Here is a 14,919-nt window from a genome sequence, read left to right on the forward strand (position 1 = left end):
GGGTGTGCAGCCCCGTTTGCGTGGGAAGCCTCTGTGGCGGGCCAAGAGGGTGGGGCTGCACGCCCAATGCAAGGGAGCCGGCCGGGCAGGGCCCGGCCGGCACATTCGGTCACTTGAACTCGGGATAGGCTTCGATGCCGATTTCGGCGGCGTCGAGCCCCAGTTCCTCGTCTTCGGCACTCGGACGCAGCCCCATTGTTGCCTTGAGGATGAACCAAAGAACGAAGCTGACGACGAAGACGAAAACCCCGACGATCAGGATGGACAGGAGCTGACTACCAAGATTGGCATCGCCGTTGGTGAAGACCACCGCGATCGTGCCCCAGATGCCGGCAAGCAGGTGAACCGGAATGGCGCCGACCACATCGTCGATCTTGAGCCGGTCGAGCAGCGGCACGGACAGGACGACGATCACGCCACCGACGGCACCGATCAGCGTGGCTGTGCCAAGGCCCGGCGTCAGCGGTTCGGCCGTGACCGAGACGAGCCCGGCAAGAGCGCCGTTGATCACGAAGGTCAGGTCGAACTTCTTGTAGATGACGCCCGACAGGATCAGCGCGGCGAGGGCCCCGCCGGCAGCACCGGCATTGGTGTTGGCCATGATGCGGCCGACATCGGCGATATCGCCCACCGAGCCCATGGCCAGCTGGGAAGCGCCGTTGAAGCCGAACCAGCCCAGCCACAGGATGAACATGCCCAGAGTGGCAAGCGGCATGGAAGAGCCGGGCATCGGATTGACCGTGCCATCGGCATTGTACTTGCCCTTGCGCGCACCGAGCAGGATGGCACCGGCCAAGGCAGCCCAGCCGCCAACCGAGTGCACCACCGTCGAACCAGCGAAGTCCAGGAAGCCGAGCTGGGTATCGAGGAACCCGCCACCCCACTTCCAGGAGGCCTGGATGGGATAGATAAGGCCGGTCAGGGCGACGGTGAAGATCAGGAACGGCACGAGCTTAATGCGTTCAGCCAGCGTGCCCGAAACGATAGATGCGGCCGTGGCGCAGAACATGATCTGGAAGAAGAAGTCCGAACTCGTGGCGGCATAGGAGAAATCGTCTGCCGTATCGGCCGTGATCCCGACCGCTTCGAGAATGGCGATGCCGAAGGCGCCGAGATAGCCACCGCCCTCATCGGTTCCGATGGACCAGTTTCCGAGTGGATACATGAGGTTGTAGCCGATCAGGTAATACATGAAGCAGGCGACCGAGAAGAGCGAGATGTTCTTCAACAGCTGCATCGACGTATTCTTGGTACGCACCATGCCCGCTTCGACCATGGCAAAGCCGGCGGCCATGAAGAAGACCAGGATGCCGCCCAGAACCATGAGCAACGAATTGAGGATGAAGACGACGTCGGCAGAAACGCCTTCGCTGACGCTAGCGGCTGCTTCGGCCGGCGCGGCGGCGTCTTGGGCAAAGGCTGGCAAAGCCAGCATGAGCGAAGCCAGCGCAATGCTGCCGGCGCGGTGAAGGGGAGTCTTGAACCCTGACATTGTTGTTCTCCTTGCGGCTCGGTTAAAGCGCCGAAGCGCCGGTTTCACCGGTGCGGATGCGGGTGACAGCCAGCAGATCGAGGACGAAGATCTTGCCGTCGCCGATGCGTCCGGTCTGAGCCGAATCGCGAATGGCATTGCTCACGGCATCGGCAATGGCGTCATCGACGGCGATTTCGAGCTTGAGCTTGGGCAGGAAGTGCACGGCATATTCGGTGCCGCGATAGATTTCGGAATGCCCCTTCTGGCGTCCATAACCCTTCACTTCCGTGACGGTCATCCCATGCACATCGAGGGAATTGAGGGCCTGCCTCACTTCCTCGAGACGCGAGGGTTTGATGACGGCAACCACCAGCTTCATAAGATCCCCTTTCACTGCTTCTGCCTGTTCTGCAGCTCAGTTACACTCAAGAGCCGTGCCAGACAGAGCGTTAGGCCGTAAAAAAGCCGGATTTCCGGGCGCTTTGATCCGCTGGCACCGGACACAATTGGAGCTCTTTTGCCAGGCGCTCAGTTCAACTGATGATCTATTGTGCAGTGAGCAAAATTTTGCCCAATAGATTGTCAATCAGCGTTGCGTCATCCGGCCCTCTTGCCGCCTCTTTGAGCGCAGGGGAGAATGGGACAAAAAGGAGTCTCGATGACCAAGCCCCAGACGCAATCGTTCGACGTGATCATCGTTGGGGGTGGGCCTGTGGGGATGACGCTGGCCCTGGCCTTAAGCCAGTCGCTGCGTGGCATTCGCCTGGGCCTGGTCGACCGGCGGCCGCTTTCCGTGCCGCGAGACAATCGCGCCTCGGCCATAGCGGCCGGTGTGCGCCGCGTCTTCGAGGCGCTCGGCGTCTGGTCCGACATGGAGTCGCAATCCCAGCCGATCCGGTCCATGCGCATCACCGATTCGGGCAGCGGCGACATAGCCCGCCCGCTTTTCCTTGAGTTCGGTGGCGATGTCGCGCCCGGCGAGCCCTTCGCCCATATGGTGCCGAACCAGGCCAGCGGCGCGGCGCTGCTCGCAGCGATTCAGGATGCCGTGGAGGTGATTGCGCCTGCCGAGATCCTCGATTGGAGCGAAGGACGTTTGAGCCTTGCCGATGGGCAGGAATTGACCAGTCCGCTGATCATCGCCGCCGATGGCGCGCAATCGGCTCTCCGCCGTCAGGCTGGTATCACCACTGTGGGGCACGCCTATGGGCAAACGGGGCTCGTCGCCACCATTGCTCATGATCTGCCCCATGATGGCATCGCCTACGAGCATTTCCGCCCCGCGGGCCCCTTTGCGAGCCTGCCGCTGCCGGGCAATCGCTCTTCCCTGGTGTGGACCGAAACAGAGGAAGCCGCGCAACGCTATCTTGCCCTGCCGGCGGAGGCGCTCGCCGCGGAAATCGAGACCGTGATGGGCTCAACTTTGGGCGCCGTTACGCTTGAAGACAAATTGATGGGCTTCCCCCTGCGTCTGCAGATTGCCCGATCCTTTATCGGTCCGCGCCTCGCGCTGGTTGGGGACGCAGCCCACGTCGTCCATCCCATTGCTGGACAAGGCCTCAATCTCGGGCTCAAGGACGTTGCCGCGCTGGCCGAAGTGATCGTCGATGCGGTGCGGCTCGGCCTCGACCATGGGGGCGCCGAGGTGCTGGAGCGCTACCAGGCCTGGCGCCGGCTCGACACGGCCGGGATGGCCATGGTCACCGATGGGATGAACCGGCTCTTTTCCAACGATATCGCTCCGGTGCGTGCGCTACGCGATTTTGGGCTTGGTCTGGTGGACCGCACCGGCCCGGTCAAATCGGCCATGATCCGTGCTGCCGCCGGCCTCACCCAGGGCGGGCCGAAACTGCTTAGCGGTCTGCCGATCTAGGGGGGCGGGTTCAGCTTCCCCGCCTTGTCAGTGCCTGCACTTCCTCGGGCTCGACATTGCGTGCTTCGTCAAGGGCAAGCAACGGCACGCCCTTGACGATGGGAAAGGCAAGGCGCGCGGCAACTGAGATAAGTTCCTTGCCCTCGGCGCCAAGCGTCAGCCGGGTCTTGGTGAGCGGGCAGACCAGCATCTCAAGCACGTGCCGGTCGACCTTATGGCGCGGATCCTCTTGTGCAACCGGCATCAGTTGAGCGGAACGCCGCCCGCGCCCCCACGAGCCATCTCGTATTCGGTCATGGCGATCAGCGTTTCCGCCCGATCATGCAGGGTCCTAGCTTCCAGCAAAACCTGCTTTTCCGCCGGCCCATAGGGCGCGACCATGGCGCAGAAATTAACAAGATCGGCCGTGCCGGTCTGCTCGATCTCTTCCCAATTGAGTTCGATACTGGCGAACTCGGCATAGTCGCGCATCATCTTGACGAAACGCGACCGGTCGACGGCCTCTTCGCCATGGTTGCGGATGAAGTCGTCTGCATAATCGGCGCTGGAGATTTCCGCTTCACGGAACGGGTGCGCCCCGCTGACTTCCTGTCCAAGAACGAAGCGCGAGACTCCTTCAAGAATGATGAAATAGCGCCCGTCGCCGCTTTCCTCGAAGTGGGTGAGCCGCCCCAGGCATCCCACGCGATGGAGTGCCGCCTGCCCCTGCGGGCTTTCCTCGGTCTTGTCCTCGGGCTGAACGAGACCGATCAACCGGTCCGTTGCCAGCGCCCGATCGACCATTTCGAGATAGCGCGGTTCGAAGATATTGAGCGGGCGATGGGCAAAAGGCAGCAACAGCGCGCCGGTCAGGGGAAAGATCGGAACCGTGGCTGGCAGTTGGGAAGGAGAGGTGGGGCGACGGGGCATGAACGCTCCGGGCTTTACGAGAAAAGAGCAGCGGAGAGGAGACGGCGGCCTTTCAGCGTCGCTGGCTCCTTCGGCCCCCAGGCCTCGAAGAACTCAAGCAGCTTCTTGCGCGCGCCATCTTCGTTCCAGGTGCGGTCGCGCTTGAAAATAGCGACCAGGGCTTCGGCCGCTTCAACGCGCTTGCCTTCGGCATTGAGCACGACGGCGAGGTCGAACCGGGCCTGGTGATCGTCAGGATTGGCAGCAATCGCAGCTTCCAGTGCTGCCGATTCGGACAGCCCGGCAGCTTCGTCCTTGAGGCGGATCGTGTTGGCAATGGCGCCATAGGCTTCGCCCTTGCGCTTGTCTTCGGGCACCATGTCGAGCGTGGTGCGCGCTTGTTCGAATTCGCCCGCCTCGACATAGATGCGCGCCAGCCCGATGAGAGCAACGTCGTTGTCCGGCGCGTGCTGGAGCACCATGCCGAAAATCTGCGCGGCCTGGCCGAGATCGCCCGCAGCGATAGCCTCGTCGGCTACCTTGAGCGCTTCGGCGATCTGGGCCTCGAGCGAATCGGCGGCGGGGGCCGCCGGAGGAGCCGCTGCAATCACGCGTTCGGCAAAGCGGCGCACTTCGCCTTCGGGCATCGCACCCATGAAGCCATCAACCGGACGGCCCCCCGCGAAGGCAAAGACGGCGGGAATCGACTGCACGCCCAGCTGACCGGCAACGCCGGGATGCTCGTCGATATTGATTTTGACGAGCTTGATGGCGCCGGCCTTTTCCCGGATCACTTTTTCAAGCGCAGGGGTCAATTGCCGGCAGGGGCCGCACCAGGGGGCCCAGAAATCGACCAGAACGGGCACATCGCGCGAGGCTTCAAGCACATCGGTGCGGAATGCAGCATCCGAGGATTCGCTGATCAGGCCATCGGGAGCTGCGGGGTTGGCACCTGCGGCGCCATTAGCAGAAATCGACATCAAAACTCTCGCAAACGGGCAAAAACAGAGCAGTTGCGGGCCTTTTTGCGCCCGCGGGAACCGGCATGCAAGCCTTACTTCCCACAGCCTTTCAACAAGATGACATGAAAGCGCAAAACTGGGGTTGCATTCGCTTCGCCGATTAGGCATATAGCGCCTCGTCGACGCGCTGCAAGGCGCCGGCGACACGGAGCGCGGGTGTAGCTCAGGGGTAGAGCATAACCTTGCCAAGGTTAGGGTCGTGGGTTCGAATCCCATCGCCCGCTCCAATTATCAAGGGCTGGCAAGCTTTTGATGACAAAGGGTCCTTCGGGACCCTTTTTGTTTTTCCGCTCAATGATCTACGCAATCTCCGCAGTTGTGCGCAGAAAAGCGGAAAGCGGATGCGAACGCTCTTCCTGCAAGCTGGCACTCTGACTTGAGCCGGCCTATGCCGGGGAAGAGGGGCAATGACGTCCTATGTCCGGGTGAGCGCTGAACAGATTCCCTCGGGCGCTACGGCGTTATTGCTGTTCGTGCACCAAGACCGGCTATGTGCCGGCGTGATGAAGCGCCGATGCGATGGACGGCTCGAGCGTCTCGTTCCCGATGATCCTCGGCCCGAAGATCTGGTTCTGGGTATCTGCCGGCTGATGGCGGATATGGGGCCGGAAGACGATCTCCTGGTCGTGCTCGAACCCATGGCCTATTGGCCCGAAGCCTTTCCTCGCCTTCGCGGCCCCGGCAGGTCCAAGCCCCCGCCACGCATCGGGGATACCTGGTCACCCACAGACGCAAACTCAGCCGAGCGCTAGGACGTGGCCGGATCCCTTCCCGAAAGGGCGCGATCGGCCGCTCCAGGGCTGCCGATCTAGTTTTGACCCTTGTCCATAAGCCTGATCCGCTCAAGCGTGTCCTGCACCTCTCCTGCAGGTACGGGCCGACCGAACAAGTAGCCCTGAATCTCGGTGCAGCCATCGGCCACCACACGGGCGAGTTGCTCGCGCGTTTCGACCCCTTCGGCTGTGGTAATCATGCCAAGGCTCGTGCCCAATCCAGCCACCGCCCGCACGATCGCGCCGTCACCCTGACTGCCGGCCACGTCTTTAACAAATGACCGGTCGATCTTGATTTTGTCGAAAGGGAAGGACCGCAGATAGCTCAGGCTTGAATAACCGGTACCGAAATCATCCATCGAAATACGCGTGCCGAGTGCCCGCAATTGGTTAAGGTGGTTGAGATTGCTGTCGCTGTCCCGCAAGAGCACCGATTCGGTGATCTCGAGTTCCAACCTCCGCGGTGCAAGCCCGGCTTCCGCCAGTGCGGAGGCCACGATCGCGGCCAGCTTTCCGCCTTTGAACTGCACGGCGGACAGATTGACCGCTACCCGGATCGTTGCCGGCCAGTTTGCGGCTTCCCGGCAGGCGGTGCGCAGCACCCATTCCCCGATGGGCACGATCAAACCTACCTGTTCGGCCACGGGAATGAACCTGTCCGGCGGCACCATGCCACGGGTCGGGTGGCGCCAGCGCAGCAAGGCTTCGAAGGCGGAAACCTCTCCGCTCTCGACTGCAACCACGGGCTGGTAATGGAGCTCGAACTCGCCCCGCACGAGCGCGGCGCGCAGATCCATCTCCAGCTCGCGCCGGGCCTGCACCTTGGCGTCCATGTCGGCCTGGAAAAAGCGCGCAACGCCGCGCCCGTCTTCCTTGGCGCGATACATGGCCATGTCGACATTTTTCAGAAGAGCATCGGCAGTTTCGCCATCGGCCGGAGCGATCGCTATGCCGACGCTGGCACCGATGATCACCTGATGCCCCTCGATCTCATAGGGCGCCGAGACAACCTTGATGATGCGTTCAGCCAGCGCATTGGCTTCGCCGACATCGCCCAGATCGGGCTGCAGCACGCAGAACTCGTCGCCCCCGAGACGCGAAACTACATCATTGTCGCGCACGGCCTCGCGCAGGCGATCCGCGACCTGACCGAGAAGGCGGTCGCCGACCGGATGCCCAAGGGTATCGTTGACGTCCTTGAAAAAATCAAGGTCAATATAGTGGATTGCGGCCGTACTGTCGCGCCGCTCGCACTGCGAGAGGGTCTTGCGCAGATGCTCGAGCAGCAGCGTGCGATTGGGCAGTCCGGTCAAGGCGTCGTGATGCGCCATATGGCTGATGCGCGCCTCGATCTTGCGCCGCTCGGTCACATCGACATAGGCCGCGATCCGCGCTGGCTTGCCATGGAAGTCGACGGCGCGCGAGTAGACCTGCACATCGATGGTCGAGCCATCCGCCCTCAGGTGCCGCCAAATGTCCCCGCTATTGGGCATGGCATGAGGATCGAGCATGGCGACGCGTGCCGAAGCGCGATCTTCGCGCGGGCGGATATCGAGCATGGAGAGGGCGAGCATGGCTTCGCGCGAATAGCCATAATGCTCGACCGTTGCTTTGTTGATGTCGAGCAGATCCAGTGTTGCGGCGTCATAGACCATCATGGGCAGCGGATTGTCCTGAAACAGCAGCCGGAACGAGGCTTCTCGCCGCTTGATCGCGGTTATGTCGACAAGGCTGATAGCGATCAGGTCTTCCATGGCTGCTGCATGGACGCTGAAATGGGCCGTCTCGCCATCCGCCCGCAGATAATCCACCTCGAAATGGTCGGTCGTTCCCGCGCTATGCATGGCCACCAGCCGGTCGAGCGCGCCTTCTGTGGCAAGCAGGGGGAAGAGCTCGGAAATCAGCTGCCAGCGGATCTGTTCGGCCTCGCGCGCCACGATGCGTGCGGCACTGTCATTGAGCGAAACCACCTGAAAGTCGACCACCGCGCCATCGGCCGACTTGACCGGCGCGAGGGCCAGCAGTCCATCAAGGCTCGAGGCGAAGATCGCATCAATCAGGCTATAGGTTTCCTTGCGGTGCCCGACATAGACCAGCAGGATCGGCTCGCCCCAGCGATTGGCAAGCGGGTAGACGACGAGATCATAGATATGGACATAGCCAAGGTGCACTGAATGTGCCACGGCATGGACGGGGCAGGCAGTTTCAAGCGCCTCCCGCATGGCACCCTGCAGTGTCAGCCGGCAATCGAGCTTGAGTGAAGATATGATCTGGCCTTGGGCCTTGCCCCCGATCCAGGCCTCGAACTCCTCGCCGGCGAACATGATCGTCCAGTCGGCGCGGCGCAGACGCACAAGAGCGATATTGCTGCCCACGCGCGAGGCCCGGCCAAGCACCACGTCTTCATAGAAGGGCAGGGCAGTGCCCTTGCGCAAAGCGCGCCAGTTACGGTCGATCGCGTGGATGCCGATCGTAGCGAAAGGAGAAGCAAGAAAGCTCTCCATCGACCCGCGCGACGGCAAGGATGCATCGCGCGTCCAGTTGAAGGATTTTCGCTCGAGTTTTTCCGCCAGCATCTTGCCCCCGCCAGATGACCTGTATCCGCCGCAAGGTGGCAAAAAGCGCTTAAATCACTCTAAACGCTGGAAAATCTATCCCTGGCCTGTAAGCCTCTTTGTGACGGAACGACGACACGCTAACGATCTGGCGAAGCGCGCATTTCAGCCTCGCGACCCTCTCGTGCGTCCTGGTCGCTAATGGACCTCTACCGTGCCCATCTGGAAAAACACGCTCAAGACCGGCGCCAGCACATTGGGGTCGTAGTCGTGGCTCTGGTCGGCCAAGGTGACGCGCTGCCCATTGTGAAGGCACGATGCTACCCAGTCGGCCCCACGCGCTATGAACGGATAACTGCGATCTCCGTCCAGCACCAGAACCGGCATGATGGCATTTTGCCAGTGAACCGGAGGCGTGTCATGGGCGCGGGCATCGGCTAGCAGCCGGTAATCATGTTCGATGGTGAGGCCCACCGAGGCGAACAGCGGCCAACTTTCGCTTTGCTTGAAGCCGGCGAGCGAGGCTTCCGGCATGCCGACCCCGAGCAGGAATGCGCTCATCATTTCCTCGGCTTGGCCCTGACTGGCGAGTTCGGCCATTTGCGCGTGATCGCTGCGATAGTTGGCCCCGGACTTGTCGGGATCGATCGGCGGTTCGTAAAGCGCCAGCGCCTTGATCTTTCGCGGCATGGCCGCTGCCGCCTCGAGCGCCAGAACCGCGCCGGAAGACATGCCGAAGACAAAGGCTTCTCCGCCCATGGCGTCGATCAGCCCCGCAAGGTCTTCGACCTCGCGCGCCACGGTATAGGGCCAAGTGTCGGTCGACTCGCCCCGGCCACGCCGATCGTAGGTGAGAACGCGGTAGTGTGTCGCCAATTGGCGAACGAGTGCAGGCGTTATCGTCTGATCGATTGCCCGATACTGTGTGGCACCGGAGACGAGAACAATCAGGGGCCCCGATCCCGCGACCTCGAAGCCGATCTTTGTTCCATCCTTCGAGGTGATCTCAGCCATTTCTGTCTCCATTTGCCGCCACTAAGCACGACCCATGAAGAAGGGCAAATCAGACACGCAAAGAAGCTCAGATCGAAAAACGCCCCCGGAACCGGGTCCGGAGGCGCGGGTGGCCGGCCTTGGTTGGCTGGCCTCGCTAGCGGATCGCCACGCCCTCGGCATTAAAGATATGGGCATTCTGCGGATCGGCATATAGGGCGACTGATGAGCCGAGTTCGACGTGGCGCTGGCCCTCGAGCACGACAGTCAGCGCCTGGCCGTCGGTTGTTGTGGCATAGAGCACGGTCTGGCCGCCGAGATTTTCAACAAGATCCACCTTGGCATCGGCGAACTTTGCGCCCGATCCCTCGGTCACCGTGATGTGCTCGGGCCGGATTCCCAGCGTCGTTGCCCCGCTTGCCGAGCGCCCCAGCGGCAGGCTGGCGCTGGCGGTCTTGACGATGTCGCCTTCCCCATTGGCCGTCAGAAAATTCATCTTGGGCGAGCCGATGAAGCCCGCAACGAAGAGATTGCGCGGCGTATTGTAAAGTTCGAGCGGTGCGCCGGCCTGTTCGATGACGCCGGCGCGCAGCACCACGATCTTGTCGGCCATGGTCATGGCTTCCACCTGATCATGGGTCACATAGATCATGGTGTTTCCAAGATCATTGTGGAGCTTGGCAATTTCGACGCGCATGGCGACGCGCAGTTCCGCATCGAGATTGGACAGCGGCTCGTCGAAAAGGAAGATTTTTGGCTCGCGCACGATGGCCCGTCCGATAGCGACGCGCTGACGCTGGCCGCCCGAAAGCTGCTTGGGCTTGCGCTTGAGGAGCGGTTCGATCTTGAGGATTTCGGCGGCGCGCTGCACGCGGCTCTCGATTTCCGCCTTGGGCATTTTCGCTGTTTCGAGGCCAAAGGCGAGGTTTTGATAAACCGACATATGCGGATAGAGCGCATAGGACTGGAACACCATCGCAATGCCGCGACGGGCTGCCGGAACTTCGTTCATGCGCTGGCCATCGATCAGGAGGTCGCCCCCGGTGATCGGCTCGAGGCCGGCGATCATGCGCAAAAGCGTCGACTTTCCGCAGCCCGAAGGGCCGACGAAGACGGTGAAATCGCCCGGCTCTATGGTCAGGTCCACACCGTGGATCACCTGCACATCGCCATAGGCCTTCTTGAGCTGCCGCAGTTGGATACTGGTCGCCATGGATGAAAACTCCTCGCTTTACCGGAACGCGGCCGGAACCCAGCTCTGGTAGAGCGGGTGATCAGAACCCAGGGGGAGTACAACCTCCTGGTGTGTGGTTGAAGAATGATAGAATGCGGTCACCAGTTCGAGCGACCGGCGTGAATCAGCCGAGGTCACCGGCAAGGGACGTTGTCCCTGCACAGCCTCGTAAAAGCGGGCCATTTGGGTCTGGAAGCGCGGCGGAACATCGGTCCAGTCGGCAAGAAGCGCGTCGATCTGTTCCTTGATCGCGTCGGTGCGCGGCAGGATCTTCCACAAGGCATGCCCGGGATTATAGGGGGCGTGATCGCTCTCGATGGTGACGTTTTCAAACTGCAGACGGATGCGCGTGATCTCGTCCACCGAGCCCAGCGTCGCGGTCAGGCTGGCAAGCGCGCCGCTCTTCATCTCTAGCGAAGCGGAAATGGTGTCTTCCACTTCGATGGGATTGACCCGGGTTGCAACACGCCCGAAGACGCGGGCTATATCGCCCATGAGATAGGTAAAGATATCGTGCGGGTGGATGGCATGGCCCATCAGCACGCCACCGAGTTCAGTCTTCCATTTGCCGCGCCAAGGCACGGCGTAGTAGGGGGCTTCGCGCCGCCACATGGTTTCAACTGTTCCCGCATAGGCCTTGCCGGCGATGCCGGACTCGATGATCGCCTTGGCCTGCTCGATGCCGTTGCCGAAGCGATACTGAAAAACCGGCATCAGCTTGCCCCGGGCCCTCTTTTCGGCCTCGATGACCTCGTCGACCTGCTGCAGCGAACCGACGAGAGGTTTTTCGCAGACGACGTGCTTGCCTGCTTCAAGCGCCTTATTGACCATGGAGTAGTGCACGCCCGGCGGGGTGCAGACGTCGATGATGTCGACATCGTCCATAGCCAGAAGATCGTCGAAATTGGTGATGCAGCGCTCGACGCCGAATTCGTCGCCGATGGTCTTGAGCCGATCGGCATCAAGATCGCAGAGCGCGATTACCTTGAACTTGTCAGCGTTTGGAAGATAGCCTTCCACGATGTGGGAGCGTCCGATGCCGCAGCCGACGACGGCGACGTTGAGAATGGTGCTCACTTGACCCACTCCGTGCCCTCTTCGGCCTTGGCCTGTGCCGTTAGCGCCATCTTCATGGCATTGAAGCACCGCTCTTGCGGCATTGATGTCTCGGTGCGGTTGCGCACGTCATCGAGGAACTGGCGGCCAAAGGGCAACTCGACGCCCGAACAATCGATGTGCTGGGTACCTTTCTTGTCGACAAGAAACAGGTGGTCCTCCCCGGGACGGCCAGCGATGTCGACATATTTGCGCAGTTCAATATAGCCCTCGGTTCCGAGGATCGTCAGGCGTCCGTCGCCCCAGGTGGGCAGGCCTTCGGGGGTGAACCAGTCGACGCGGATATAGCCGGTTGTCCTCTCGGTCCGCACATGGGCATCGCCCACGTCCTGCAGGCCCGGCCGTTCGGCATGGTTGCGATTATAGACCGACGAGGAAATCACCTCCCCATCCATGGCGTTGGAAAAGAACAGGAACTGTTCGAACTGGTGGCTCGCAATATCGCAAAGGATGCCGCCATAGCGGTTGCGCGTGAAGAACCAGTCCGGACGATTGTTGAGCCGCAGCGAATGCGGACCCAGGCCCACCGTGTTGATCACCTCGCCGATGGCACCCTTGGCGATCAGATTGCCGGCTTCCACAGTCGCGGGCACTTCGAAATGCTCGGAATAGAGCACGGAGAAGATTCGGCCGGTTTCCCGTTGCACCCGCTTGATTTCGTCGAGCTGGGCAAATGTCGTCATGCCCGGCTTGTCGGTCAGCACATCCTTGCCGTGGCGCATGGCGGCAAGGCAGATATCGGCACGATCTCCGGGAATGGCAGCGGTCACGACCACGCCGATCGAAGCGTCTTCGAGAATGGCACGCGGATCGGCTACCCGCTTGGCCTCGGGGTACTTTGCAGCGAGCGTTGCGGCAAGATCGTCTTCCACGGCGTGAAAGGCGACGAACTCGGCACCGGCGCGCTTGAGGCAATCGACCTGGCCATAGATGTGGTTGTGATTGATGCCGATGGCGGCAAATTTGATGTCAGTCATGAAGGTAGGCCTTGCAGAAACTGTGGCGTGAGACACGCGCCGAATTGTCCCCTCTCCCCTCAGGGGAGAGGGTTAGGGTGAGGGGTGCTAGCCCTTCGTTCGGCCGTAGGGCTGAACCCCTCATCCGGTCCTTCGGACCACCTTCTCCCCTCAGGGGAGAAGGCAAGAGGCTCTGAGCTAGCTTGAACCCGCTAATCACCTCTTCATGCCCGTCGTCGCAATACCCTCGATAAGAAGGCGCTGGAACATCAGGAAGAAGACAAAGATCGGCACGAGACTGAGGACGCTCATGGCAAACAGACCGCCATAGTCCGACAGACCCGTCGAGTCGGTGAAGGTGCGCAGACCCAGCATCACGGTGTAGTCGCTCATCCGGTTGAGATAGATCAGCGGCCCGAAGAAGTCGTCCCAGGTCCAGATGAAGGTGAAGATGGCAGCCGTCGCCAGAACCGGCGTCGACAGCGGCAGGATGATCTTCCAGTAGATCCGCCAGGGGCCGGCCCCGTCCATCATCGCCGCTTCGTCGAGTTCGCGCGGAATACCGCGGAAGAACTGGACCATGAGGAAGATGAAGAAGGCGTCGGCAGCCAGGAATTTCGGCACGATCAGGGGCAGGAATGTGTCGACCCAGCCGATCTGGCGGAACAGCACATATTGGGGAATGAGCGTGACCTGATAGGGCAGCATCAGCGTCATCAGCATCAACGCGAACCAGATCTTGCGACCGCGAAATTCGAGGCGTGCAAAGGCATAGGCGGCCAGCGAACAGGCCATAACATTGCCGATCACCGAAGCGATCGAGATGATGAAGCTGTTGGTGAAGAAGACACCGAAGCTGGTGCGCAGACCATTCCATCCCCGGAAATAGGCATCAAGGCTCCAGGCGGAGGGAATGATGCTGGCGGAGGTGAAGATCTCGTTTTCCGGACGGAACGAGGCCGCCAGCAGCCACAGAAGCGGATAGAGCATCAGGATCGATGCGCCGATCAGCAGGCCATGGCTGATGACCGACATCATGCGCTTGCGCCAGAGCGGGGTCTCGGCACCGACGACGGTGAGTTTCATGGGAGCATCAGTCATCGTAGTGCACCCAGTATTTGGAGGTGAGGAAGGAGAAGGCCGTGAACACCGCCACCAGTGCCAGAAGCACCCAGGCCAGTGCCGAAGCATAGCCCATGCGGAAGAAGCCGAAGGCCTCCTGGTAGAGATAGAGCGTGTAGAACAGCGTCGAGTTGATCGGATTGCCCGTGCCGCCCGAGATGATGAAGGCAGGGGTGAAGCTCTTGAATGCTTCGATGGTCTGGATGATCGCGTTGAAGAAGACGACCGGGGTCAGGAGCGGCAGCGTGATCTTCCAGAACTGGCGCCACTTGCTGGCGCCATCGAGAGACGCGGCCTCATACATGTCCTGTGGGATCTGGCGAAGACCCGCGAGGAAGATGATCATGGGCGAGCCGAACTGCCAGATGGCGAGCACGATCAGCGTCCAAAGCGAATAATTTGGGTTCGAAATCCAGCTCGGTCCGACAATGCCGAAGATCGAGAGGAACTTGTTGACGAGCCCGTCGCCGGCAAAGATCTGCCGCCAGAGAATGGCGATGGCGACCGAAGCGCCGAGAAGGCTCGGTAGATAGAATAGCGCGCGATAAAGCGGCAGGCCCTTCATGCCGCGATTGAGCAGCATGGCGACACCTAGCGCAAAAGCGAGCTTGAGCGGCACCGAGAAGATCACGAAGAACATGGTCACCCGCATCGAAGCGGCGAACTTCGGATCATTGGTGAACATGCGGACATAGTTGTCCACGCCGGCCCAGCGCGGCGCCGTCAACAGGTCAAAGTGTGTGAAGCTGAGATAAAGCGAGGAAATCATCGGCCCCAGGGTGAGGCCGAAGAAACCGATGAACCAGGGCAGCAAAAACAGATAGCCAGGGCCATCCTGCTGCCAGATGCGCCGCCAGACAGAGGTCTTGGGGACCCCCGCTTGCGGCGCTGTCGCGACGTTTTGCACTGTCAT

The 14,919-nt window shown here is 61.3% G+C and carries 14 protein-coding genes and 1 tRNA gene; 3 read left to right on the top strand and 12 right to left on the bottom strand.

Translation table 11 applies throughout. The annotated features are described in order from the left end of the window. Window positions 1–109 precede the first annotated feature (109 nt). Both BM364_RS15920 and BM364_RS15925 read right to left on the bottom strand, forming a co-directional pair. The gene (locus tag BM364_RS15920; RefSeq protein WP_092426266.1) at window positions 110–1,492 is read right to left on the bottom strand and encodes an ammonium transporter family protein; all 1,383 of its coding nucleotides are present in this window, start codon (window positions 1,490–1,492) and stop codon (window positions 110–112) included. Window positions 1,493–1,514: 22 nt separating this feature from the next. After that, window positions 1,515–1,853 (bottom strand): P-II family nitrogen regulator, encoded by a 339-nt coding sequence (locus tag BM364_RS15925; protein ID WP_092426268.1) that lies wholly within the window; start codon window positions 1,851–1,853, stop codon window positions 1,515–1,517. Window positions 1,854–2,132: 279 nt separating this feature from the next. On the opposite strand from BM364_RS15925, the gene BM364_RS15930 reads away from it, so the two are divergent. After that, the gene (locus BM364_RS15930) at window positions 2,133–3,347 is read left to right on the top strand and encodes an FAD-dependent monooxygenase (protein WP_092426270.1); all 1,215 of its coding nucleotides are present in this window, start codon (window positions 2,133–2,135) and stop codon (window positions 3,345–3,347) included. A 10-nt stretch (window positions 3,348–3,357) separates the two neighbouring features. Here the strand turns inward: BM364_RS15930 and BM364_RS15935 are convergent, their stop codons facing one another. The 3 genes from BM364_RS15935 to BM364_RS15945 are packed head-to-tail and all read right to left on the bottom strand — an operon-like array spanning window position 3,358 to window position 5,215. Further along, window positions 3,358–3,591, bottom strand: coding sequence for a Trm112 family protein (locus BM364_RS15935; RefSeq protein ID WP_092426272.1), 234 nt, complete (start codon window positions 3,589–3,591; stop codon window positions 3,358–3,360). Next, entirely contained in the window at window positions 3,591–4,256 is a 666-nt protein-coding gene (locus tag BM364_RS15940; RefSeq protein ID WP_092426274.1) for an LON peptidase substrate-binding domain-containing protein, read from the bottom strand. Before BM364_RS15940 ends, BM364_RS15935 begins: the two co-directional genes overlap by 1 nt. A gap of 14 nt (window positions 4,257–4,270) precedes the next feature. Next, window positions 4,271–5,215, bottom strand: coding sequence for a thioredoxin family protein (locus BM364_RS15945; RefSeq protein ID WP_092426276.1), 945 nt, complete (start codon window positions 5,213–5,215; stop codon window positions 4,271–4,273). 194 nt (window positions 5,216–5,409) lie between these two features. On the opposite strand from BM364_RS15945, the gene BM364_RS15950 reads away from it, so the two are divergent. Then, window positions 5,410–5,484 (top strand) — tRNA-Gly (locus BM364_RS15950). Between the two features lie 180 nt (window positions 5,485–5,664). Continuing rightward, window positions 5,665–6,009, top strand: coding sequence for a hypothetical protein (locus BM364_RS15955; protein ID WP_139232607.1), 345 nt, complete (start codon window positions 5,665–5,667; stop codon window positions 6,007–6,009). A gap of 56 nt (window positions 6,010–6,065) precedes the next feature. Here the strand turns inward: BM364_RS15955 and BM364_RS15960 are convergent, their stop codons facing one another. The 7 genes from BM364_RS15960 to BM364_RS15990 all read right to left on the bottom strand — a co-directional run bounded on the left by BM364_RS15960 (window position 6,066) and on the right by BM364_RS15990 (window position 14,919). Then, window positions 6,066–8,606, bottom strand: a complete 2,541-nt coding sequence (locus BM364_RS15960; RefSeq protein WP_092426280.1) for a putative bifunctional diguanylate cyclase/phosphodiesterase — start codon at window positions 8,604–8,606, stop codon at window positions 6,066–6,068. A gap of 177 nt (window positions 8,607–8,783) precedes the next feature. Then, on the bottom strand, window positions 8,784–9,599 hold the full coding sequence (locus tag BM364_RS15965) for an alpha/beta fold hydrolase (RefSeq protein ID WP_210186449.1): 816 nt from the start codon (window positions 9,597–9,599) through the stop codon (window positions 8,784–8,786). Window positions 9,600–9,735: 136 nt separating this feature from the next. Next, window positions 9,736–10,791: an ABC transporter ATP-binding protein gene (locus BM364_RS15970; protein WP_092426284.1), complete on the bottom strand. Its 1,056-nt coding sequence runs from the start codon at window positions 10,789–10,791 to the stop codon at window positions 9,736–9,738. Between the two features lie 18 nt (window positions 10,792–10,809). Then, the gene (locus tag BM364_RS15975) at window positions 10,810–11,889 is read right to left on the bottom strand and encodes a Gfo/Idh/MocA family protein (RefSeq protein ID WP_092426286.1); all 1,080 of its coding nucleotides are present in this window, start codon (window positions 11,887–11,889) and stop codon (window positions 10,810–10,812) included. Continuing rightward, on the bottom strand, window positions 11,886–12,905 hold the full coding sequence (locus BM364_RS15980; protein ID WP_092426288.1) for a Gfo/Idh/MocA family protein: 1,020 nt from the start codon (window positions 12,903–12,905) through the stop codon (window positions 11,886–11,888). Before BM364_RS15980 ends, BM364_RS15975 begins: the two co-directional genes overlap by 4 nt. 195 nt (window positions 12,906–13,100) lie before the next feature. Then, a complete protein-coding gene (locus BM364_RS15985; protein ID WP_425284907.1) occupies window positions 13,101–13,985 on the bottom strand; it encodes a carbohydrate ABC transporter permease in 885 nt (294 codons plus the stop codon). Then, window positions 13,978–14,919, bottom strand: a complete 942-nt coding sequence (locus BM364_RS15990) for a carbohydrate ABC transporter permease (RefSeq protein WP_092426289.1) — start codon at window positions 14,917–14,919, stop codon at window positions 13,978–13,980. The genes BM364_RS15985 and BM364_RS15990 overlap by 8 nt, the downstream gene beginning before the upstream one ends.

This window comes from Devosia crocina, assembly GCF_900116545.1.
GTDB lineage: Bacteria > Pseudomonadota > Alphaproteobacteria > Rhizobiales > Devosiaceae > Devosia > Devosia crocina.

Coding starts and splice junctions, on each gene's coding strand:
- BM364_RS15965 (WP_210186449.1), bottom strand. CDS start 9,599: ATGGCTGAGATCACCTCGAAGGATGGAACAAAGATCGGCTTCGAGGTC.
- BM364_RS15940 (WP_092426274.1), bottom strand. CDS start 4,256: ATGCCCCGTCGCCCCACCTCTCCTTCCCAACTGCCAGCCACGGTTCCG.
- BM364_RS15925 (WP_092426268.1), bottom strand. CDS start 1,853: ATGAAGCTGGTGGTTGCCGTCATCAAACCCTCGCGTCTCGAGGAAGTG.
- BM364_RS15970 (WP_092426284.1), bottom strand. CDS start 10,791: ATGGCGACCAGTATCCAACTGCGGCAGCTCAAGAAGGCCTATGGCGAT.
- BM364_RS15955 (WP_139232607.1), top strand. CDS start 5,665: ATGACGTCCTATGTCCGGGTGAGCGCTGAACAGATTCCCTCGGGCGCT.
- BM364_RS15920 (WP_092426266.1), bottom strand. CDS start 1,492: ATGTCAGGGTTCAAGACTCCCCTTCACCGCGCCGGCAGCATTGCGCTG.
- BM364_RS15960 (WP_092426280.1), bottom strand. CDS start 8,606: ATGCTGGCGGAAAAACTCGAGCGAAAATCCTTCAACTGGACGCGCGAT.
- BM364_RS15935 (WP_092426272.1), bottom strand. CDS start 3,591: ATGCCGGTTGCACAAGAGGATCCGCGCCATAAGGTCGACCGGCACGTG.
- BM364_RS15945 (WP_092426276.1), bottom strand. CDS start 5,215: ATGTCGATTTCTGCTAATGGCGCCGCAGGTGCCAACCCCGCAGCTCCC.
- BM364_RS15985 (WP_425284907.1), bottom strand. CDS start 13,985: ATGACTGATGCTCCCATGAAACTCACCGTCGTCGGTGCCGAGACCCCG.
- BM364_RS15980 (WP_092426288.1), bottom strand. CDS start 12,905: ATGACTGACATCAAATTTGCCGCCATCGGCATCAATCACAACCACATC.
- BM364_RS15990 (WP_092426289.1), bottom strand. CDS start 14,919: ATGACAGTGCAAAACGTCGCGACAGCGCCGCAAGCGGGGGTCCCCAAG.
- BM364_RS15930 (WP_092426270.1), top strand. CDS start 2,133: ATGACCAAGCCCCAGACGCAATCGTTCGACGTGATCATCGTTGGGGGT.